Raw genomic sequence first — 22110 nt, 5'->3', positions numbered from 1 at the left:
GTCAGCTCCTGTTCGGAATGTCGTCGGGCGGCGTCCCCGTGCCCTCGCCGGGCCCCGGACCGCCCGGTGCGGTCGAGCCGCCGCCCGCCAGCGCCCATCGCTCCTCCACATGGCCGAACCGCCAGTAGGCGGTGGAGGTGAACCAGACCAGCAGCAGCGTGCCGACGACGATGTAGCCCACGTTCTCAAGGTCGATGGCGGCCACCCACCCGGTGAGGGGGTCGCGCAGCCCCAGCTTCTCGTTCAGCAGCCCGACCAGCTCAATGCCGCCGATCATGACGGCGATCATGACCGAAAGCCCGGTGATGGTGAGGTTGTAGTACAGCTTGCGGACCGCGTTGACGCTCGCCCAACCGTAAGCCTTCACCATCACGGCAGAGTCAAGAGTGTCGAACAGGCTCATGCCGGCCGCAAAAATCAGGGGCAGGCAGAGGATGGCGTACCAGGGCAATCCTGTCGCGGCCCCGGTTCCGGCCAGGACCAGCAGAGCGATCTCACTGGCGGTGTCGAAGCCGAGCCCAAACAGAAAGCCGACGGCGTACATCTTTCCCGGCCGGTCGATGCTCCGCAGCATCGGCCGGATGAGGCGGCTGATGAGGCCCCGGCCCTGCAGATGCCGCTCCAGCTCCAACTCATCGAGGTCGCCGTTGCGCGATGCCCGCCACACCTTGAGGATTCCCACGAACGCCACGGCATTGATAAGTCCGATCAACAACAGGAAAACGCCGGACACCAAAGTGCCGAACACGCCGAGCCCGTTGCGCACTTCGTTGCCGTCGCTGCTCAGCCCCACCGCCCAGCTCACCCCGAGCGCCAGCAGCGCCGCCATCAGAAAGACTATGGTGGAGTGCCCGAGGGAGAAGAACAGGCCCACCCCTGCGGCCGGCTTGCGCAGATCCACCAGCTTGCGGGTGGTGTTGTCGATGGCGGCGATGTGGTCCGCGTCGAAGGCGTGCCTGACGCCGAGTACATAGGCCACCACGGCAATCCCCACCCCGAAAACGGAGGAACCCAGCCGCAGATGCAGCGGCTCGACCAGGAAGAAGAAGAGTCCGAACCCCGCGATGTGCAGGAGGGCGACCGGAATGAAGGCGCGCACCACCTGCGCCCGGTAGGATCGCACCGGTTTCATCGCCGTCTCTTGCGCCGTAGCCCGTTCACTCACCTTTTGTCCCCTCTAGCTCTTTCGAATTACGGGTGCCTGCCGCCCGGTCAGCAGTTCGTGAACGGCTGACGCCGCGGCTGTGTTCGCGGCAGCCACGGCAACGGTGTCATTGCCCACCAGGCGCATCCACACGCCGGCATCGTGTGGCAGCGTGCTCACCCCGTAGATGAGGTCACCGCCGCTGCCACCGAGTGCCCGGTGCAGTGTGTCAGCGAGCTGGGCAGGGGTGGCCAGCGGTGTGAGGACGTAGAGCATCGTGAGCACATCGTGGTCCGCGAGCACGCCCAGCCCGTTCACGCCGTCGGCCGCTGCGCCGGGTTCCGCACCGTTCTGCGGGCACAGCCGCACCCGGTCGAGGGCGACCAGGCGGCCGTCCGGCCGCCGCACCTCGAGGTCCGAGGCATAGACGTCGTAGGCATGCCGCTCTCCGCGGGCGAGCCTGCCGGCATACACGGTCTCGCCGAGCAGCAGTGTTGCCGACTCATCGAGTACCACCGAGGTCTGCTGGTAGAAACGCGAATCCGCGAAGGGCACGGTGGGCTCAGGCAGGTACTCCACATAGGCGTCCTGCTCCACCTCAATATTCATGATCGCGGCGGCGTAGTCGTGGTCCATGCGGTAGACCCGGGTGTGGGTCTGCGTGGCCAGGTACGCCGACGTTCCGGGGCCGAAATGCAGGTCGGTGCGCAGCCGGTCACCCTGCAGAATGCCGCCGCCGGAGGACATGAGGTAGGTGTAGGCCATGTCCGGACGCAGCGGATTGAAGTAGAGCGGATGCATGATTTGCAGCGGAGACTTCTGATAGTGCTGCACGAGCTCGGTGCGGCCGCGGTTGCGGGCGAACCCCAGCTGCAGCACGCCCACCTTGCCGGGGCTGCCAACGGGCAGGGTGGGCGCACCGGCATGGCGCAGCACTTCGGCAGGCACCCGGGCCGGCTCATAGTACGCCGGCTGGAGCCGGTAACCGCCGGTGCTCGGTTCCCGGCCGCCGGTCTGCTTGGGCGGCGGGGGAGGCACGGGAATCACGCCGGCTACCCCGTCACCGACGGCGGGGGCATTCCCGGCAGGTGCCGGCGTGTTTCGCGGTTCCGTCACCTTGACCGTCATCCGATGAGCTCGGTTCTGGCGCCGTTCCACTGCGTCATGATCTCCCGGTAGAGTTCGTCGACCCCGTGTCCGGTGAGTGAGTTTGTCAGCACCACCGGCCGGTTCTCACGCACCCGGTGCGCATCGGATTCCATCACGTCCAGGTTCGTGCGCACGTACTGCGCAATGTCGATCTTGTTGATCACCAGGATGTCGCTGTCCGTAATGCCGGGCCCGCGCTTGCGCGGCATCTTTTCACCCTCGGCGGTGTCCAGCACGAAGACGAACACATCGGCGAGCGCCGGCGAGAAGGTAAGCGTGAGGTTGTCGCCGCCCGACTCGTAAATCAGGGTGTCGATGTCGGGAAACCGTTCCAGCATCTCTGCGCCGACGGCCAGGTTCATGGTCGGATCATCGCGTACGGCCGTATGCGGGCAGGATCCGGTCTCAACACCCACCACCCGCTCGGGGTCCAGGATGCCCGCCAGCTCCCTGCGCACGTGGTGGGCGTCCTCCTGGGTATAAATGTCATTCGTGATCACACCGGGTGTGCGCCCGGCCTCAATGAGCAGCGGCACCAGCGCCTCCGTCAGCGCAGTCTTCCCGCTGCCCACGGGACCGCCGATGCCGATCCTCAAAACGTTCTCGCTCATCAGTTCCTCATTTCAGTGATCTCTGGTGTTCTTCTGCCTGCGCGCCGGGTCTCAGGCGCCGCGCTTTCTGTCTGTCCGTACCGGTGTCAGCTGGCAAACAGCCGAGCCTCGGCTCGTTCGTGCCGGGCCGACATGATGTCGGCCATGGGTGCACAGCCGCCAAGGTCGGCAAGATCGCGCTCAAGGGCTTCATCCGTCGCCTGCTCAATCACCCCGGCCGTCCCCAGCAGGATTGCCTGGGCGTGCCGGTGGTCAGTCAGCCTCAGCCGCAGGGCGGCTCCGACAAAGCTCGCCGAAAAGGCGAACAGGTCTGATGCCACGGCCTGCGGGGTGGTTACCCCGGCGGCGGCATACACCACCGCCGTCGCGACCGGCTGGCAGCCGGGTGTGCTGCGCAGCCGCACCCGTTCGCTGTACTCCGCGAGCAGTGCGTTGTCGATCAGTTCGGCGCCCAGATCGATCAGCTGGTGCCCGCTGCGCACGGAGGCGGTGCGCATCTCGGCGTTTAGTTTTGAGGCGAACAACCGCTGGTCGATCTCCTGGACGAGTTCGACGTCGCCGCCTGCCGCCGCGCGGTGGGCGGCGGCAAGTGCAGTGGCGTCCCCCGGCCCGACCGAGTGCAGCAGCAGCTCGGCGAGCAGCTGCTGCACTCCGTTCCGGGACACGAGCCGGGCCTGGCTGTAGGCCTCGAGCCCGTGGGACATGGTGTAGAAGCCGCTGGGAAAGGCCGAGTCGGCGAATTGCAGGCTGGTCAGCAGCTGGTTCACATCCGTCATGCGGTGCCCCTATGCGAGGAAGAACAGCTGAGTCAGCGGCAGGGTCTGCGCCGGCGGAATCGTGGCCAGCGTCCCGTCGTATGTCACGTCGTATGTCTCGGGGTCAACTTCAATATGCGGCGTCGCGCTGTTGCGCACCATGTTCTCCTTTCCGAGGCCGCGGCAGCCGTGCACCGGAAGGATCTGGCTTTCCAGCCCGAGCCGCTCGGGAACGCCCTTGTCGATGGCCGACTTGGACATGAACGTCGCCCGCGTGCTCTGCAGTGTCTTGCCCTGCGCACCGAACATGGGCCGGTAGAACACCGGCTGCGGAGTTGGCAGCGAGGCGTTCGGGTCGCCCATCAAGGCCCAGTTGATCAGGCCGCCTTTGACAATCAGCTTGGGCTTGGCGCCGAAGGAACCCACGGGCCAGAGCACGATATCGGCCATCTTGCCCTCTTCCAGCGAACCGATGTAATCGGATACGCCCTGGGTAATGGCCGGGTTGATCGTGATCTTGGCGAGATAGCGCAGGACCCGGAAGTTGTCGTTATCGGCACTGTCTTCCGGAAGGGTGCCGCGCTGGTCCTTGCAGTGGTGGGCAATCTGGAAGGTACGCATGAACGACTCTCCGATGCGCCCCATGGCCTGGGAGTCGGAGGAAACCATCGAAATGATCCCCTCGTCATGGAAAACCGTTTCGGCCGAGATCGTCTCGGCACGCACGCGGGAGTCGGCGAAGGCTACGTCTTCGGGGATGTCATGGGAGAGGTGGTGGCAGACCATCACCATGTCCAGCAGCTCATCCACCGAGTTGGCGGTGTAGGGCAGGGTGGGGTTCGTCGAGGACGGGAGTACGTTGGGGTGGCCGGCCACCTTGATGATGTCCGGTGCGTGCCCGCCGCCGGCACCCTCGGTGTGGAAGGTGTGGATGGTGCGGCCGTCGATGGCATCGAGGGTGTTCTCGACATAGCCGGCCTCGTTGAGGCTGTCGGTGTGCACTGAAACCTGCACATCGTAGGCGTCAGCCACGGAGAGTGCGTTGCTGAGCGCGGCCGGTGTGGAACCGTAGTCCTCATGCACCTTGAGTCCGCAGGCCCCGCCCTGCACCTGTTCGATCAGGGCCTCGGGCAGCGATCCGTTGCCCTTGCCGAGGAAACCCATGTTCACCGGCATCGCCTCGGCTGATTCCAGCAGCCGGGCAAGATTCCACACACCCGGGGTGGTCGTGACGCCGTTGGTGCCGTCGGTTGGACCCGTACCTCCGCCAAAGAGGGTGGTGATGCCGTTGGAGAGGGCGGCCAGGGCCTGTTCCGGCGAAATGTAGTGCACGTGCGAGTCGATGCCGCCGGCAGTGGCGATAAGGTGCTCGCCGGCCAGCAACTCGGTGCCCGGGCCCACCACAAGCCGCGGATCCACTCCGCTCATGGTGTGCGGGTTCCCCGATTTGCCGATGCCGGCGATCTTTCCGTCGCGCACACCGATGTCGCCCTTAACAACGCCGAGCACCGGATCCAGGATGATGGCATTGGTGATGACCAGGTCAAGCACGCCCTCCGCGTCAGTTGCAGACGGGTCCGCTGCCATGCCGTCACGGGCGGTTTTTCCGCCGCCGTAGACCACCTCGTCGCCGTAATGGCCCTCGTTGTAATCCTTCTCGATCTCGATCACCAGATTGGTGTCGGCCAAGTGGACCCGGTCGCCGACGGTGGGACCAAAGAGGTCCGTATATTGCTTGCGCGAGATGATAGCCATTACTTGTTCCCCTTAGATGCGTCGCCGGTTGCGTTGGCACTGGGTTTGGCGCTCGGTTTACCGTTTTTGAATTCGAGTTCTTCCATTCGTGCCATCGCCCGGATCTTCGTTGCCGCGGAGTCGAGTCCGCCGTCCACGAGGTTGTTGAAGCCAATCACCCGCCGGATTCCGGCGTACGCGGTGAGCGTCACTTCCCGGGTGTCACCGGCCTCCAGCCGGATGCCGGTTCCCGCGGGCACATCCAAATGCATGCCGTAGGCAAGTTCCCGTTCGAACAGAAGTGCCTTGTTGGCCTCGAAGAAGTGGAAGTGCGAGCCGATTTGTATAGCCCGGTCGCCGGTGTTGCTCACCAGCAGCGTGACGCTTGGCCTGCCGGCGTTAATCTCGATGTCTTCGTCTTTATGGTGATAGGTGGGGCTGCCCAGCATGGTGTTTCCTTCCCTTGCGGCGCGATGCGGGATCGCTGCGCGCGGCATTGCGGTGTAGGAGGGATCCGATCAGCTCGAACGGATGGGGATGGGATGGTGGTGCGTGTGAGAGTCGGCCTGGCCGTGGTGATGCGTATGGGAGTGACCGTTGGCTTCCTCGAAGGCATGCGAGTGGGCATAGCCGTGACCGTGGTCAGCCGTCAGGCCTGCCTCGATGCCGTTACGGCCGTGGCGCAGGTTGTGCAGAGCGTCGCGGACCCGCTCGCGGATGACGCGCAGCACGGCCTGCTCGCTCAGCAGTGCACCGTAGAAGCCGGCATCGGCGAAACCGCCCTCCCCGAACGGCACGGGTTCCCCGCGCACGGTCGCCACCCGTCGGAAACCTGCCGGGACGACGACCGTCTGCGCGCTGCCGAGCAGCCGCAACCGGTTTACGACCGCCAGGAGTCCGGCTGTGTCGTCAACGGTCGCCGTGTCCACAGGGTTGCCGGCCCCGTGAGTGCGCACCAGATGTGCGATGCGGTGGAGCTCGGCGTCGTCGAAGGGGTTGGCAGCATCCGCGAAGATCAGGACAGCCGCCTCCGGTGCGCGCCGGCGCACCTCGGTGGCGGCAGCCCGAAGCCATGCCGTCAGGTGGTCACCGGTGCCAAAGGCGTCGGCCAGAACCATTGGCACGGGGGAGGACGCGGTGCCGTTGCTCGAGGGTGCCTGGACGCCGAGCCAGCTGAGCGTCTTAGCGATGTCCGCCACCAGGGTCGGATTGCGGCCGAAAGTCATGGGCAGCACGACGATCGGTGCCGGCTCTGCGCCGGACCCCTGACGACTGCGCGCGAGCAGGTGTGTGAGCGTGTTGTGCAACGGCCGGCCGGCCGGGGTGATGAGAGCACCGGGAACCAAATCCGCCGCGAAGGAGAGATCCGCTCCGTTGTTACTCTCGTGTCCGCCGACCAGCACCACGGTCGCTTGGGACTCGAGGAGCTGAGTCAACTCATACCCCGATGGGATCGTGGCAGGAGACGAGCTTGCTGCCGTCCACAAAAGTTGCCTCGACCTGCAGGAGCGGCAGCCGCTGACGGACGCCGTCCATGCACTGGCTTTCAGAGACGATGGTCTTGCCAAGCTCCATCACCTCCGCGACGGTCCGGCCGTCGCGGGCGCCTTCCAGAATCGCCTCGCAAATGAGAGCGGTGGCTTCGCTGACATTCAGTTTGGTTCCGCGTTCGCGCCGTTTACGGGCCAAATCGGCCACTTGGTATATGTACAGCTTGTCTATTTCTTTTGGAGTGAGGTCCATTGCTTCACCTTCAGCCGCAGTTGTGATCACTTTGTTTGTGCTCGGCGCACCGGCCGAACCCGCGTAGAAGAGACGCTACCCGCAGCAATTGGCAGCCAACACCCTGTGATCCGGAACTGGGGTTGGTACGGTGCAGAGAAATGTCAGTGTTGATTCTGTACCTCGGACAGGCACAAAAAACCCGTGCTTCCCTTGACTTTCCAAGGGGAACACGGGTCGTTTGCGCACCGGTGCCAAGCCGGCTCGGGCTTAGGACTCCAAGACTTAGGACTCCAGCGTGGCGTCCAGCGAGATCTTGATTCCGGCGAGCGCCTGCGACACCGGGCAGCCGCTCTTCGCGGCCTCTGCGATGTCCGCGAATTCCTCGGCGGTCAGGCCGGGAACCACAGCGGTGACCTTCAGGCGGCTCTCGGTGATGCCGGTGCCGGGGACGAAGGTTACGTCCGCGGAGGTCTGGATGCGCTCAGCGGTCTTCCCGGCTTCGGCCAGTCCGTTGCTGAAGGCCATGGAGAAGCAGGCAGAGTGGGCTGCGGCAATCAGTTCCTCCGGGCTGGTCTTGCCGTTGGCTTCCTCTGCGCGGGCCTTCCACGTGACGTCGTAGGTGCCCAGGCCGGAACTGTCGAGGGTGACATCACCCTTGCCGTTGAAGAGGTCGCCGTTCCAGACGGTGTGGGCTGAGCGGACTGTAGCCATGGGAAGCTCCTTAAAAGCGGATGGGATGAAGGCCGGCAGGTGCCGGGACTTCATCCCATCCTATTCAGTGACGCTGAGCGGGTTCTACTGTCCTAGTGCCACATGGTTGCAACGGCGATGTTAACGACGGCCAGGATGCCCACGCCGTTGGCCAGGGCGGAGCTCACAGGCTCGCCCTTCTTGTACTTGCGCTGGCCGACGAACGCCAGCACGGCGATGACCAGAGCCACCAAAAGCTTGACGGCGATTTTGAGGTGGTTGACGTCGTAGTCATCCATTTCTGCCAGGCCCACCAGAAGAAGGCCTGTCACCAGCTGCAGGAGTGCGCCGTGGAACTGCCCGGGCATCACGGTGGGGTTCTTGATCTTGGCAAACCAGATGCCGACAATGATTGCCGCGCCGAGGATGTGCAGGAATACGAGAAAGCTCTGTAGGAAGTCCATACCTCCAGCTTACGGACACCTTGTCAGCATTCTTGAACTCACCGGACCGTCCTGCGGTAACTTTTCGACAACATGTAGAAAATCAGCCCGCGGCCGTGCTGCCACAGGGCAACGCCAACGACGGCGGAGCACAGGAAAGGGCGCTTCCCCGAGGGGAAGCGCCCTTTCTAAGCGGCAATCAAACCGGGACTAGAGGCCCAGGTCCGAGGAGAAGTTGCCTTCTTCAAGGCGTGCCTTCAGCGTCTGCAGGAACCGGCCTGCATCAGCACCGTCCACCAGTCGGTGGTCGTAGGACAGGGACAGGTACATCATGGAGCGGATGGCGATGGTGTCATTGCCCTCGGCGTCGGTGAGGACGACGGGACGCTTGACGATCGCACCGGTGCCCAGGATGCCCACCTGCGGCTGGTTGATGATCGGGGTGTCGAACAGGGCACCCACGGAACCAATGTTGGTGATGGTGAAGGTTCCGCCGGACAGCTCGTCCGGTCCGATCTTTCCGGCCTTGGTGCGCGAACCGACGTCGCCGATGCGCTTGGCCAGGCCGGCAATGTTCAGGTCGCCGGCATCGGTGATGACGGGAACCAGCAGGCCCTTTTCGGTGTCCACGGCAATCGCGAGGTGCTCGGCGTCGTGGTACGTGATCTGCTGGGCATCCGAGTCGTAGGACGCGTTCAGCTTCGGGTGCTGCTTCAGTGCCTCGGTGACTGCCTTGGCAATGAAGGGCAGGAAGGTGAGCTTGGCGCCGTTCTGCTCCAGGAAGGAGTTCTTGGCCGAGGCGCGCAGCTTGGCGACGCGCGTCATGTCCACTTCCTGGACCTGGGTCAGCTGGGCCGACACCTGCAGGGATTCGACCATGCGGCGGGCGATCGTCTGGCGGATCCGCGGTGCCTTGACCGTGGTCCCGCGCAGCTTGGCGCTCTCTTCGCTGATCTTTGCCGGTGCAGCAGCCTTGTCCGAGGACGGGGCAGCAGCCGGTGCAGCCGCGGCGGCCGGAGCAGCCTCGGAAGCCTTCTTGGCTTCAGCGGCTTCCAGGACATCCTGCTTGCGGATGCGGCCGGCTACGCCCGAACCCTTGACGGTGGAAAGATCCACGCCGTTCTGGTTTGCAAGCTTGCGCACCAGCGGAGTGACGTAGGTTCCTTCGGACTCGGAAGCGGCGGGAGCTTCCTGCTTGGGAGCTTCCTGCTTCGGAGCTTCGGCCTTGGGCTCGGGCTTCTTCTCTTCCTGCTTCGGGGCTTCCTTCTTCTCCGGCTCAACTGCCGGAGCTTCGCGCTCGTCCTTGGAAGCGGCCGCTACCGGCTCGGCTTCCTTCGGCTCGGCCTTGGCCGGAGCACCTGCACCCGAACCGATGACGGCCAGGACGGCGCCCACCTCGGCGGTGTCATCCTCGTTCACGCGGATTTCCAGCAGCTTGCCGGCCACGGGGGAGGGGATCTCGGTGTCAACCTTGTCGGTGGAAACCTCAAGCAGGGGCTCATCCACCTCGACGTCATCGCCCACGGCCTTCAGCCAGCGGGTGACGGTGCCTTCGGTGACGGACTCGCCCAGGGCCGGAAGGGTTACTTCGGTGCCTTCGCCGGAACCCGAGTCGGAGGCGGGAGCCTCTTCAGCCGGAGCTTCCTGAGCCGGGGCTTCCTCAGCAGGAGCCTCTTCGGCCGGTGCTTCCTGGTTGGCGGCGCTGCCGCCGTCGTCCTTGGCATCGGCGGAACCGGAGCCGTCGCCGATGCGCACCAGCGCCTCGCCAACCTCTGCGGTTTCGTCTTCGGCGACGAGGATTTCCTCGATGACGCCGGCCACGGGGGAAGGAATTTCGGTGTCAACCTTGTCGGTGGACACTTCCAGCAGCGGCTCGTCTACCTCAACGCTGTCTCCGACAGCCTTCAGCCAACGGGTAACGGTACCTTCGGTGACGCTTTCACCAAGGGCGGGTAAGTTCACGGTTTCAGACATATTGTCCCCGTTTCTCCTTATTAGATCTTTTGAACCAGCCGTACCGCTGGTGCTGGTGGTGGAAAGCCTAGTGCACCCGGGTTTTGGGAACCCGGGTGCACCGGGCAGGTAATTCTTTGCTTTAGCCGTGCAGGGGCTTGCCGGCGAGTGCCATGGCGGCCTCGCCGAGGGCTTCGTTCTGCGTGGGGTGGGCGTGCAGCAGGCTGGCCAGGTCCTCCGGGTATGCTTCCCAGTTCACGATCAGCTGTGCTTCACCGATCTGCTCGCCGATGCGGCCGCCGATCATGTGGACACCCACAATGGGGCCGTCCTTTTCGCGGACCATCTTGATCAGGCCGGAGGAACCCAGGATGGAGGTCTTGCCGTTGCCGGCCAGGTTGTATTCCTGGACCTCGACGCTGTCATCACCGAACTTGGCCTTGGCGGCCTTCTCGGTCAGGCCCACCGACGCGATTTCGGGCTCGCAGTAGGTGACCTTGGGGATGTTGACGTCTTCAACGATGACCGGCTTCAGGCCGGCGATTTCCTCGGCCACGAAGATGCCCTGCTGGAAGCCGCGGTGGGCCAGCTGCAGGCCGGGAACAATGTCGCCCACGGCGTAGACGTTGCCGACGCCGGTGTGCAGGCGCTCGTTGGTGATGACGAATCCGCGGTCCATAGTCAGGCCCGTTTCCTCGTAGCCGAGGTTGGCGGTGACCGGTCCGCGGCCGACTGCCACGAGCAGGAGGTCGGCTTCGTACTTCTTGCCGTCGGCCAGCGTGACGACGACGCCGTCGTCGTTCTGCTGGACGTTGTCGAAGAAGATGCCGGTGCTGAACTTGATGCCGCGCTTCTTGTAGGCACGCTCAAGCTGCTTGATGATTGCTGCGTCTTCGTTCGGGACCAGGGAGGGCAGGCCCTCCACGATGGTGACGTCCACGCCGAAGGAGTTCCAGACCGAGGCGAACTCGACGCCGATGACGCCGCCGCCGAGGATGATTGCGCTCTTGGGAACGGTGTCCATCTTCAGGGCCTGGTCGGAGGTGATGACCTTGCCGCCGATTTCCAGGCCCGGCAGTGAACGGGAGTAGGAGCCGGTGGCCAGGATGATGTTGGCGCCGGTGTACGTCTCGCCGTTGACCTCAATGGTCTTTTCGCTGGTGAGCTTGCCTTCGCCTTCGATGACAGTGATGCCCTTGGACTTGATCAGGCCCTGTAGGCCGCGGAACTTGCCCGCAATGATGTTGTCCTTGTAGGAGTTCACTGCCGTCATGTCGATCGAATCGAAAGTGGCGTTGATGCCGTACTTCGATGCGGTCTTGGCATTCTCGGCAATTTCGGCCGAGTGCAGCAGTGCCTTGGTGGGGATGCAGCCGTTGTGCAGGCAGGTGCCGCCCAGCTTTCCCTTTTCAATGAGTCCTACGGAGAAACCCAGTTCCACGGAACGGAGAGCAGCGGCATAACCACCGCTTCCTCCTCCGAGGATCAGGATGTCGAATTCTTGCGCAGTTGCCTTTTCGGCCACTTGGACGCTCCCTCGCGTAATCGGTGACGCACATGGGCGCGTCGTTTTAGTGATTTGGGCGGTTGTGATCGTCTCTCACACTATCCCGCCGGCAGGGCTCCATCCACTCGCTGATGGGCCGCCGGCGGGAAGTGTAAGGAGAAACACCAGCCGTATTGCTTGTTCCCGGTAGTCCCCGGAGGGTGCCGGTGCTATAGGTACGCCTTAGGCGGAGCGGGAGACAACGTCTTCCGCGTAGGCCACCAGCGTGCGGACGGCGACGCCGGTGCCCTCCTTGGGCGTGTAGCCGTAGGGCGAGCCTTCGTTGAATGCCGGTCCGGCGATGTCCAGGTGGGCCCACGGGATCTTCACGCCGTCGACTTCTCCGACAAACTCCCGCAGGAAGCTGGCTGCGGTCATCATGCCGCCGAACCGCTCGCCGTGGTTGGCGATGTCCGCCACCTGGGAATCCAGGGATGCACGCAATTCTTCGGGGATGGGCATCGGCCAGAACAGCTCTCCGGCGCGGTCCGCGGCGACCTTGACGGCGTCGCGCACCCCTTCCTCGCCCATGACGGCGGAGACCCGGTTGCCCAGGGCGATCATCTGCGCACCGGTGAGGGTGGCGACGTCGATCAGCACATCGGGAGCTTCTTCGGAGGCTGCGACCAGGCCGTCGGCCATGACCAGGCGGCCTTCTGCATCGGTGTTCAGAACCTCAACGGTGCGTCCGCCGTAGGTGGTCATGACGTCGCCCGGACGCTGAGCGGTGCCTGAGGGCATGTTCTCGGCAAGGCACAGCCATGCGGTGACCTTGACCGGCAGGCCCAGTTCGGCGATGGCCAGCAGGGCGTTCAGAACGACGGCGGCCCCGCCCATGTCGCACTTCATGGTCTGCATGCCGGCGGCAGGCTTCAGCGAGAGTCCGCCCGAATCGAAGGTGATGCCCTTGCCCACCAGGGCGAGCTTTGCCTTGGCGCGCGTGGGAGCGTATTCCACCTTGACCATGCGCGGCGGGCGGGAAGAGCCCTTGCCCACGCCCATCAGTCCGCCGAAGCCGTCACGCTCCAGTTTCTTTTCATCCATGACGGTGATTTTGACCTTGGACGAGAGGGGCTTGGCCAGATCCTTGGCTGCCTGGGCAAACGTCTCCGGGTACAGGTGGCTCGGCGGCTGGTTTACCAGGGTGCGGGTGGCGTTGACCGCGCGGCCCAGGATCCGGGCCCGGTCCAGTGCGGGCTTCAGTGCCTTGTCGTCCGCGGCCGGAGTGACAACGATGATGTTGCTCACCGGGTCCTTGAGTTTGGCCTTGTCCGTGCGGTGTTCGGTGTAGCTGTAGGCGCCGAACAGGGCGCCCTCGGCGACGGCTGCGGCGTCGGCCACAGTGGCGGCCGGCAGGGCAAGGGCCACGGTCTCGGTGCCGGCCAGCTGCCGGACGGCGGAGCCGGCGGCGCGGCGCAGTGCCTCGGAGCTCAGGGGAACGCCTGCACTGACCTTGCCCACGCCGGTCAGGACCAGCATCTGCGCGTCGAGTTCCGGCAGGCCCGGAAGGCGCAGGACCTCGTCGGCGGCACCGGTGGCTCCGAGCAGGGGAAGGGATGCCGCGAGGGCGGTGGCTGCCTTGGAACTGAGCGGGCTGTCAATCAGAACCGGACCGCCGGGGGTCTGGCCTATGCCCACTACCAAAGCCTGGGCCGGCACCTTTTGCACGTCCCGGGAGACCACCGTCAGATTTGGTTCGTTCGTTTTGACCACGAAGTTACATCCTTAATATTCCGAAATATTGGCTGGTGCCGCTTTCCCGCGTCCCGCGTTATGCCGGAGCGGCGCCTTATTACCGATCGTAGTCTCTTGGCAGTGGTGCTCCGCTTTGCTAAGCCGCGGGCGTGCGCCCGCGGCGGACGGGAATGAAACGCGGGGGCAGCGGCGTTTACCCTTGAGTAAAGAGCGCAGCAAGCGCTGGCACGCCGCTTTTGGCAGTTTTTCCCAAATCGGCGGCACACCCTGATATCCCTCGAAACCCAAGCGCATGGAAGCACAGAAGGGGAAGACATGCTTGATCCGCTGACCCTGTTCAATCTGAATCCGGAGGTGGCCGACGACGCCGGCCTGCACGGATTGCAGCTTCTGATGGGCTTTACCGGCTTTGCCGAGGCAGGCCATGTGGTCTCCCAGATCCGTGATGAGCTGCTGGAAACCCTGGACCATGACCTGGTGGCGACCTTCGATTCGGACCAGCTCATCGATTACCGGGCGCGGCGTCCGCAGATCGCCTTTGTCCAGGACCATCTGGCCGATTACGAGCCGCCGCAGTTGAATCTGTACCGGCTGCACGACGGCCTGGGTGAACCCTTCCTGTTCCTGACCGGTTTTGAACCGGACGTGCAGTGGGAACGTTTCGCGGCCGCCGTCGTCCACCTGGCCAAGAGCTTTGAGGTGGAGCGGGTGAGCTGGATCCATTCGATCCCCATGCCGGTGCCGCATACCCGTCCCGTGGGCGTGACCGTCCACGGGAACCGGCCTGACCTGATGGCCGGCATCAGCGCCTGGCGTCCCAATGCGCAGATCCAGGCAGCCGTGGGGCATGTGCTGGAGCTGCGGCTCATGCAGGCCGGGTTCGACGTCGTCGGTCACGCCATGCACGTGCCGCATTACCTGGCCGAAGCCGAATTCCCGCCCGCCGCCGTGGCAGGCCTGGAGTACCTCGGTGCTGCCGCCTCGCTGGTGCTGCCCACCGACAGGCTCCGCGAAGCCGGCCGTGAAGTGGAGCGCCAGATTGCCGAACAGGTGGAAGCGTCCGCGGAAGTGAAGGGCGTGGTGGCCACCCTCGAAAAGCGCTATGACGAATACACGGACAGCACTGTGCGCCGGTCCCTGCTTGTTAAGGACAATGACGAGCTGGCCGATGCAGAGGAACTCGGTGCCGCCGTCGAAGCCTATTTGGCGAGCCCGCAGGCGGAGGAAGAATCCGAAGCACTGCGGCCTGAAAACAATCTGGATACAACGGAGGACGCAGAAACTCGTGGGAATGCCGATACATCCGGAGAAACGAATTCTTCCGGCCCGTCCGACCGGGAAACGGGGCCAGCTACCGGGGACTAGCCCGACGGCGGTTCGGCCATGAACTCGAAACGCGCCTGGCTTGTATGGGGCGTCAGCGTCCTGGCCTATCTTGTTGCGGTGACCCAGCGGACCACCTTTGGCGTTGCCGGTCTGGAAGCGACGGCCCGTTTTGACGCCACCGCGTCCATTCTTTCGGTCTTCACGGTGGTGCAGCTGCTGGTTTACGCCGGGCTTCAGATTCCCGTTGGCGTGCTGGTGGACCGCTTTGGGCCCCGGCTGCTGATCGCCGCCGGGGCCGCACTGATGGTGGCCGGGCAGCTGCAGCTGGCCACTGCCGACACTGTGGGCGGCGGCATCCTGGGCCGGTCCCTGGTGGGCGCCGGTGATGCCCTGACCTTCATCAGTGTCCTGAGGCTTCTGCCGGCGTGGTTCTCCGGCCGGCAAATCCCCGTACTGACGCAGTGGACGGGAATCATCGGCCAGCTGGGCCAGATTGCCAGCGCCGTTCCTTTTGCCTTTGTCCTGCACCGCTTCGGCTGGAGCACAGCCTTTGTGTCCGCGGCGTCCCTGTCCGTGCTGGTCCTGGCGCTCACGCTCGTCTTTGTCCGCAACCGGCCCTCCGGCGCTGAGGCGCCGGTGCTGCTGCCCCTGCGGCAAACCGCGACCTCCCTGGGCCAGGCCTGGCGCCAGCCGGGCACCCGGCTGGGAATGTGGACACACTTCACCATTCAGTTCCCCGGCACCGTGTTCGTCATGATGTGGGGCTTCCCGTACCTGGTCAGCGCCGAGGGAGTGGAATCCTCCTGGGCATCGGCCCTGATGACCCTCTTTGTGGTGGTGGCCGTCATCTGCGGGCCCTGGCTGGGATCCTGGGTGGGGCGCCATCCGCTGCGCAGGTCCACCATGGTCCTGCTGATCGCTGCCGCCATGGCCTGCGCCTGGCTCGCGGTGATGCTTTATCCCGGTCCGGCACCACTGTGGCTGCTGGCCCTGCTCGTCGCTGTCCTGGCCATTGGCGGCCCCGGCTCCATGATTGGGTTCGACTTTGCCCGCACATACAACCCGGGCCACCGGCTGGGCACCGCCACCGGGATAGTCAACATTGGCGGGTTCATCGCTTCCCTGGTGTCCATGTACCTGATCGGAGTGGTGCTGGACTTCCTGAACGCCCGCGGCTTCTCCGGCGGAGACCTGTATGCGCTGGATTCCTTCCGCATCGCGCTGGCAGTCCAATTTGTGGTGATGGCTGTGGGAGTCGCCGGAATTCTGCGCACCCGGTCCCGGGTGCGGGCACGGATGGCCGACGACGGACTGCGGCTTCCGCCCCTGCGCGAAGCAATGGCCCGCGAACGGCAGCGCAAGCAGGCCGAACGTGCCGCCCGGCAGGCCGCCCGCGGCTCAGGCTCCGGTGCCGGGACTGACTCCGAAACCGAAGCGGTTGCCGGACGCCGGACCAGTGCCGGGAGCGGCACACTCGGCGGACATGACCCGGATGGCGGTCCGGACACGGATTAGGACCCTGCGGCGGCGGGACGAGTCCTCCTCCACCGGGACGGCAGCGCGGCCGGCGGAGGCGCTGCCTCCACAGCAGCGGCTCCGGCACCGCTGCGCGCCTTCCGCGCCGCAATGCTTGGGTTCATGACGAATTCTCCCAGCGGCCGGCGGCCCCAGGAACCGTTTCCAGTTCGCGGACCTGAGGACATTCTGGCCTTCATACCCCACAGCCTTGGTTTCGTTCCGCGGAACTCGCTGGTCCTGATGACCGTCGACGCCGTCCGCCTGGGGGCAACGCTGCGCCTGGACCTCCCGGCCTCAGCCCTTGATTATTCGGACTTTGCTGCAAAAGTCTGTGAAATTCTGCGCTCGGACCTCTCGGCAGACGGCGTGTTGATGGCCCTGTATACGGACCGCGCCTGGAAGCGTCCGGATGTTCCGCCGTACCGCAGGCTCGTCTCAGCCCTGGACCAGTGCCTGGCTGATGCAGGCATGCCCCTCCGGGACGGCTGGGTGGTGTCCGCCGCCACGTGGCGGGAGTACTTCTGCGTTGACGGCAGCTGCTGCCCCTGGCCGGGCCATCCGCTGGGTGAGATCAGCGCCAGTACCCTTAGCGCCGAAATGGTGTACCGCGGCAGCGCTTTTGCCCCGTCATTGGGCGAGGCCGTGGACATGGACCTGCCGCCGCTGTGGGCGGACGCTTCAGAAGCCGCGGCCCACTGTGCTGCCTACGCGCGCCGGTTGAAGGGCAGATGGTGCGGGTACGAACAATTTGCGGACACTTTACAAATTTGGAACTGGTTCTTTTCCGCTGCGGCGGCGGATGCCCGCCCCTTGCCCGGTGCCGGACCTGGCTGCCCCAGCGTTCGCGCCGACCTTGAGGCCGCCGGCTTCCTGCTGGCGAGTCTGCACGCCCGGCCGGTTCGGGACACGCTCCTGGTCATGGCCGCCCTGGGCATGGAGCAGGCATTGTCCGGTGCTGCGGACTGTCACCTCCTGTCGGCAGACGGGAAACGTCCGCTCGTGCCTCCGGGTTTCGGTGCTGCCGCTGCCGCGGAACACGCCGGGGGGCAGGGCGGGGGACGTATCCGGCAGCGGCCGGACAATGCAGCCCGGATCTTCCGCGACGTGCTGGTGGGACAGTACCGGCGGGCACCGCAGTGGCGCGGCATGGACGCGGCTTTTTCCGTCTTCACGGAACTCCTGGCGGCAGCTGCGGCTGACCGGTGTGCGGACCGGGAGGCAACCGCGGCCCTGCTGAGCCTGCTGGCCTGGATTGAATGGGCCCGGGGGAGAGGATCCAGGGCACAGGTGTACCTGATCCGGTGCCTGACTGCCTATCCGGGATACCGGCTGGCCCAGCTCCTGGAAGAATTGCTGGCAACCGGCCTGTTCCCCCTCTGGGCGCGGACAGCGCAGACAGCTTGGAAGGGGTCGTAAGGAACAACACCCGGCGCCGCCCGGACATGAGCACCGCGCCGCCCCGCCAGATGCGGGTCCGGTGCTGGCAACAGCGGGAAATCGTGAGACAATGGGAACCGAGACCCGGTCGGGTTCGTGTATCAAGTGTCGCTTTTGATTCCTTTGCCTTACGGCAGGGGAACAGAAACCAGAGCGTGAGTGTTCTCCCAAGGAGCACCACTGCAGACGGGATCGCTTGAATCCAAGCACGGACTTGACAGGGTCATAGTGGTGTTGCCCCTAATGGCGATTCCACAGCCCGCCGTATGAAAGGTTTTCTGTGTCGCCGAGAAAGTCAACTGCAGTCGAAGAGACTGACACTGCAAGCAAGCGCACTGCCGTAGAGGAAACGCCTGCTCCGATGGAAACGGCCGCCGGCGAAAAGACCGCGGTAAAAACCGTCCGCAAGGCTGCGGTGCGTAAGCCTGCCGCAAAGTCAGGTACCGCTGCAGCCGGCCGCAAGACGCCCGCCAAGTCTGCCAAGGCCGCGAAGGCTGCCGCAGCCGAAGAGGAAGAGTCGCGCAACGAGTCCGAGGCCGAGCCGGAGGCTGACGCGCCTGACGCACCCGAAGCAGCGCCGACCGGCTCCGGATTTGTCTATTCGGATGCCGACGATGACGACGCACCTGCCCAGCAGGTCGTTTCCGCCGGTGCCACGGCCGATCCGGTCAAGGATTACCTGAAGCAGATTGGTAAGGTCGCCCTGCTGAACGCTGAGCAGGAAGTCGACCTCGCACTGCGGATCGAAGCGGGGCTGTTTGCAGAAGAGAAGCTTGCAGCCGATCCGAACATGGACCCCAAGCTCAAGCGCGAGCTTGAGTTCATCGTCCACGACGGCAAGCGTGCCAAGAACCACCTGCTGGAGGCCAACCTCCGACTCGTGGTCTCCCTGGCCAAGCGCTACACCGGCCGCGGCATGCTCTTCCTGGACCTGATCCAGGAAGGCAACCTGGGTCTGATCCGTGCAGTCGAGAAGTTCGACTACACCAAGGGCTTCAAGTTCTCCACGTACGCCACATGGTGGATCCGCCAGGCCATTACCCGGGCCATGGCCGACCAGGCCCGCACCATCCGTATTCCGGTGCACATGGTCGAGGTCATCAACAAGCTTGCCCGCGTGCAGCGCCAGATGCTTCAGGACCTGGGCCGCGAGCCCGCTCCGGAAGAACTGGCACTGGAACTGGACATGACGCCTGAAAAGGTAGTCGAGGTCCAGAAGTACGGCCGCGAACCGATCTCTCTGCACACCCCGCTGGGTGAAGACGGCGACTCCGAGTTCGGTGACCTCATTGAGGACTCCGAGGCCGTGGTTCCGGCTGACGCAGTGAGCTTTACGCTGCTGCAGGAACAGCTGCACTCCGTGCTGGATACGCTCTCCGAGCGTGAAGCCGGCGTGGTGGCCATGCGCTTCGGTCTGACCGACGGCCAGCCCAAGACCCTGGACGAGATCGGAAAGGTTTACGGGGTTACCCGTGAGCGCATCCGCCAGATCGAGTCCAAGACCATGTCCAAGCTGCGTCACCCGTCGCGGTCACAGGTTCTGCGCGACTACCTGGACTAAGCATCAGCAGTACCAGCTGCAACTCTGGGGATGCGCCCCCTGTTCCGCCTCGGTGGAACAGGGGGCGCACTGCTTTAAGCGGCCGGGACCTTAGAACGCCGTGCATCCGCAGGACCGCGGGCATGGAAAAGGCTCCCCCCGCCGGGCGGGAGGAGCCTTCCAAGCTGTACGCGGTGTCCGGGTAACCGGGTTCACCATCACTGCGGCACTAGTCTGCCGGGACTGCTTCTGCCTTCGTCATCAGGCGGGACGTCTCGTCCTGCCATTCCGAGGTCAGCGGGCGGAGATTCGTCTCCACTGCCCGAGCATGGTGTCCGCAGAAGAGCAGTTCCCCACCCGAGGATTCAAGTACCGCACGTACGTACGCCTGGGCGCCGCACCGGTCGCAGCGGTCCAGCGTATTCAGTTCACGAGTAGCTACTGCTGCTGTCATGAAAGCCTCCTAAAGGGTGTTGATACTTTATATAACCATCTTTGAGGCCCAAGCCTTTGCATACAGGCCGGTCTTTCGCTCTGCGCGTACCAACCCGGCGGATGGTTGTGAGGTATTTCACCGCGGCTGAGTCGCTGGCGTGCAGTGTCAGTGGCGGGCCTTAACCTAGGAAGTAGCCCGGTTCCCTCCGGGCATGAGCTGGATCGGCGATCTGCCGGCCAACGGTCCCAAGGCCTGAGGAGTTTCAAACACGTGGCGCCCCCGAACACTGAGTACAACGCCCGCCACCTTTCCGTCCTGGAAGGGCTCGAAGCCGTCCGGAAGCGCCCGGGCATGTACATCGGCTCCACAGACTCCCGCGGACTGATGCACTGCCTGTGGGAGATCATCGACAACTCCGTGGATGAGGCTTTGGCCGGGTACGGCCAGAGCATCAAAATCATCCTCCATCCGGACGGATCGGTGGAAATCCACGACGACGGCCGCGGCATCCCCGTGGACATCGAGCCCAAAACGGGTCTGTCAGGCGTGGAGGTCGTCTTTACGAAGCTGCATGCCGGCGGCAAATTCGGCGGCGGTTCCTATGCTGCCTCCGGCGGCCTGCACGGCGTCGGCGCCTCTGTGGTCAACGCCCTCTCCTCCCGCCTGGACGTCCAGGTGGACCGCTCCGGCAAGACCTACCAGATGAACTTCCGGCGCGGCGAACCGGGTCACTTTGCCGACACGGGCAAGACTCCCCGCCCCGACGCGAAATTCACGCCCTTCCTTGAAACCTCCAAGCTCGAGGTGGTCGGCAAGGCCAAACGCGGCGTCACCGGCACGCGGATCCGCTATTGGGCGGACCGCCAGATCTTCACCCCCGACGCCAAGTTCTCCTACACGGAACTGCAGTCCCGCGCCCGGCAGACCTCGTTCCTGGTTCCCGGCCTGCGCATCACCCTGCGGGACGAGCGCCGGCTTCCCGGCACCGCCGGCGAAGCAGGACCGGTGGAAGAAGTCTTCCAGCACGACGGCGGCATCACCGAGTTTGTCGAATTCCTCGCGGCGGACGCTCCCGTCACCGACATCTGGCGCCTGCAGGGCAGCGGCAAGTTCAAGGAATCCGTGCCCGTCCTCGACGATTCCGGCCACAGCAAAATCGCCGAGGTGGAGCGTGAGTGCGAGGTGGACATTGCGCTGCGCTGGGGGATTGGCTACGAAACCAACATCCGCAGCTTCGTGAACATCATCGCCACCCCCAAGGGCGGAACGCACCAGGCCGGGTTTGAGCAGGCACTGCTCAAGACATTCCGCAAAGTGATCGAGGCCAACGCCCGCAAGCTCAAGGCCGGCAATGACAAGATCGAAAAGGACGATGTGTTTGCCGGACTCACTGCAGTCCTCACCGTCCGGCTGGCCGAGCCGCAGTTCGAGGGCCAGACCAAGGAGATCCTCGGCACCTCCGCCGTCCGCGCCATCGTTGCCAAGGTGGTGGACAAGGAAATCACAGCCCGGTTGAACTCCACCGCCCGCGCGGACAAGCAGCAGTCCGCGCTGCTGCTGGAAAAGGTTGTCTCGGAGATGAAATCCCGCATCTCCGCACGGGTCCACAAGGAAACCCAGCGGCGCAAGAACGCCCTGGAGACCTCCACCATGCCGGCCAAGCTGGCAGACTGCCGCATCGACGACAGTGAGCGCTCAGAGCTGTTCATCGTCGAGGGTGACAGCGCGCTCGGCACGGCCAAGCTGGCCCGCTCCTCGGATTACCAGGCGCTGCTGCCCATCCGGGGAAAAATCCTGAATGTCCAGAAGGCCTCCGTGGCGGACATGCTGTCCAATGCCGAATGCGCCGCCCTGATCCAGGTGGTGGGCGCCGGTTCCGGACGCAGCTTCGCCCTGGAAGCCGCCCGCTACGGCAAGGTCATCTTCATGACGGATGCAGACGTTGACGGTGCCCATATCCGCACCCTCCTGCTGACGCTCTTCTTCCGCTACATGCGCCCGCTGGTGGAGGCCGGACGCGTGTACGCGGCGGTTCCTCCGCTGCACCGGGTGGAGGTCATCAACCATGGTTCCAAGGCCAACGAGATGATCTACACCTACAGCGAGAAGGAACTGCACCAGTTGCTGGCCAGGCTGCAGAAGGAAGGCAAGAACTACAAGGAGCCCATCCAGCGGTACAAGGGCCTGGGTGAAATGGACGCGGACCAGCTGGCCGAAACCACCATGGATCCGCGCCACCGGACGCTGCGGCGCGTGCGCATTGATCAGGCAGCCGACGCCGAACGTGCCTTTGAGCTGCTCATGGGCAGCGATGTGGCCCCGCGCAAGGACTTCATTATCGCCGGTGCCGCCATGCTGGACCGCGACCGTATCGACGCCTAGCAGTCACCCGACAGAGGAAATCGGCC

Annotated in this window: 19 protein-coding genes; 5 read left to right on the top strand and 14 right to left on the bottom strand. The window is 64.6% G+C overall.

What is annotated here, in order from left to right; all coding sequences use genetic code 11:
• Nucleotide 1: 1 nt before the first annotated feature.
• From AC4D2Q_RS14995 to AC4D2Q_RS14935, 13 genes are all read right to left on the bottom strand, one after another.
• Nucleotides 2-1132, bottom strand: a complete 1131-nt coding sequence (locus tag AC4D2Q_RS14995) for a HoxN/HupN/NixA family nickel/cobalt transporter (RefSeq protein WP_490947285.1) — start codon at nt 1130-1132, stop codon at nt 2-4.
• Between the two features lie 45 nt (nt 1133-1177).
• Nucleotides 1178-2260 carry an urease accessory protein UreD gene (locus AC4D2Q_RS14990; protein ID WP_490947284.1) on the bottom strand — a complete coding sequence of 361 codons (1083 nt, stop codon included), beginning with the start codon at nt 2258-2260 and terminating at the stop codon, nt 1178-1180.
• Nucleotides 2261-2268: 8 nt separating this feature from the next.
• Complete coding sequence (ureG, locus tag AC4D2Q_RS14985; protein ID WP_490924993.1) at nt 2269-2904, bottom strand: urease accessory protein UreG; 636 nt, start codon at nt 2902-2904, stop codon at nt 2269-2271.
• Nucleotides 2905-2990: 86 nt separating this feature from the next.
• Nucleotides 2991-3680: an urease accessory protein UreF gene (locus tag AC4D2Q_RS14980; protein WP_490947283.1), complete on the bottom strand. Its 690-nt coding sequence runs from the start codon at nt 3678-3680 to the stop codon at nt 2991-2993.
• A gap of 9 nt (nt 3681-3689) precedes the next feature.
• Nucleotides 3690-5414 carry an urease subunit alpha gene (gene ureC / locus AC4D2Q_RS14975; protein WP_490947282.1) on the bottom strand — a complete coding sequence of 575 codons (1725 nt, stop codon included), beginning with the start codon at nt 5412-5414 and terminating at the stop codon, nt 3690-3692.
• On the bottom strand, nt 5414-5842 hold the full coding sequence (locus AC4D2Q_RS14970; RefSeq protein ID WP_490947281.1) for an urease subunit beta: 429 nt from the start codon (nt 5840-5842) through the stop codon (nt 5414-5416). Before AC4D2Q_RS14970 ends, ureC begins: the two co-directional genes overlap by 1 nt.
• 69 nt (nt 5843-5911) lie before the next feature.
• On the bottom strand, nt 5912-6829 hold the full coding sequence (locus AC4D2Q_RS14965) for a sirohydrochlorin chelatase family protein (RefSeq protein ID WP_490947280.1): 918 nt from the start codon (nt 6827-6829) through the stop codon (nt 5912-5914).
• Nucleotide 6830: 1 nt separating this feature from the next.
• Nucleotides 6831-7136 (bottom strand): urease subunit gamma, encoded by a 306-nt coding sequence (locus tag AC4D2Q_RS14960; RefSeq protein ID WP_104054653.1) that lies wholly within the window; start codon nt 7134-7136, stop codon nt 6831-6833.
• A gap of 264 nt (nt 7137-7400) precedes the next feature.
• A complete protein-coding gene (locus AC4D2Q_RS14955) occupies nt 7401-7829 on the bottom strand; it encodes an OsmC family protein (protein ID WP_490924998.1) in 429 nt (142 codons plus the stop codon).
• 92 nt (nt 7830-7921) lie between these two features.
• Nucleotides 7922-8272: a hypothetical protein gene (locus AC4D2Q_RS14950; RefSeq protein WP_490947279.1), complete on the bottom strand. Its 351-nt coding sequence runs from the start codon at nt 8270-8272 to the stop codon at nt 7922-7924.
• A gap of 189 nt (nt 8273-8461) precedes the next feature.
• Nucleotides 8462-10225, bottom strand: coding sequence for a 2-oxoglutarate dehydrogenase, E2 component, dihydrolipoamide succinyltransferase (gene sucB, locus AC4D2Q_RS14945; RefSeq protein ID WP_490947278.1), 1764 nt, complete (start codon nt 10223-10225; stop codon nt 8462-8464).
• Between the two features lie 121 nt (nt 10226-10346).
• Complete coding sequence (gene lpdA, locus AC4D2Q_RS14940; RefSeq protein WP_490925001.1) at nt 10347-11729, bottom strand: dihydrolipoyl dehydrogenase; 1383 nt, start codon at nt 11727-11729, stop codon at nt 10347-10349.
• A gap of 204 nt (nt 11730-11933) precedes the next feature.
• The gene (locus AC4D2Q_RS14935; protein WP_490925002.1) at nt 11934-13463 is read right to left on the bottom strand and encodes a leucyl aminopeptidase; all 1530 of its coding nucleotides are present in this window, start codon (nt 13461-13463) and stop codon (nt 11934-11936) included.
• Nucleotides 13464-13760: 297 nt separating this feature from the next.
• Here AC4D2Q_RS14935 and AC4D2Q_RS14930 point away from each other — a divergent pair, with 297 nt between their 5' ends.
• From AC4D2Q_RS14930 to AC4D2Q_RS14915, 4 genes are all read left to right on the top strand, one after another.
• Nucleotides 13761-14810: a proteasome assembly chaperone family protein gene (locus AC4D2Q_RS14930; RefSeq protein ID WP_490947277.1), complete on the top strand. Its 1050-nt coding sequence runs from the start codon at nt 13761-13763 to the stop codon at nt 14808-14810.
• Between the two features lie 18 nt (nt 14811-14828).
• A complete protein-coding gene (locus AC4D2Q_RS14925; protein ID WP_490947276.1) occupies nt 14829-16286 on the top strand; it encodes an MFS transporter in 1458 nt (485 codons plus the stop codon).
• A 123-nt stretch (nt 16287-16409) separates the two neighbouring features.
• A complete protein-coding gene (locus AC4D2Q_RS14920) occupies nt 16410-17705 on the top strand; it encodes a DUF4192 domain-containing protein (protein WP_490947275.1) in 1296 nt (431 codons plus the stop codon).
• A gap of 301 nt (nt 17706-18006) precedes the next feature.
• Nucleotides 18007-19287, top strand: a complete 1281-nt coding sequence (locus tag AC4D2Q_RS14915; protein ID WP_490925006.1) for an RNA polymerase sigma factor — start codon at nt 18007-18009, stop codon at nt 19285-19287.
• Between the two features lie 208 nt (nt 19288-19495).
• Here AC4D2Q_RS14915 and AC4D2Q_RS14910 read toward each other — a convergent pair whose 3' ends face one another.
• Nucleotides 19496-19720, bottom strand: a complete 225-nt coding sequence (locus AC4D2Q_RS14910) for a DUF7455 domain-containing protein (RefSeq protein WP_400932759.1) — start codon at nt 19718-19720, stop codon at nt 19496-19498.
• 252 nt (nt 19721-19972) lie between these two features.
• On the opposite strand from AC4D2Q_RS14910, the gene AC4D2Q_RS14905 reads away from it, so the two are divergent.
• Nucleotides 19973-22084, top strand: a complete 2112-nt coding sequence (locus tag AC4D2Q_RS14905) for a DNA gyrase/topoisomerase IV subunit B (RefSeq protein WP_490925007.1) — start codon at nt 19973-19975, stop codon at nt 22082-22084.
• Nucleotides 22085-22110 lie beyond the last annotated feature (26 nt).

This window comes from Arthrobacter sp. TJ-178, from assembly GCF_058269275.1.
The sequence above is the reverse complement of the archived record's forward strand: the minus strand, read 5'-3'. Positions and strand labels throughout refer to the sequence as shown.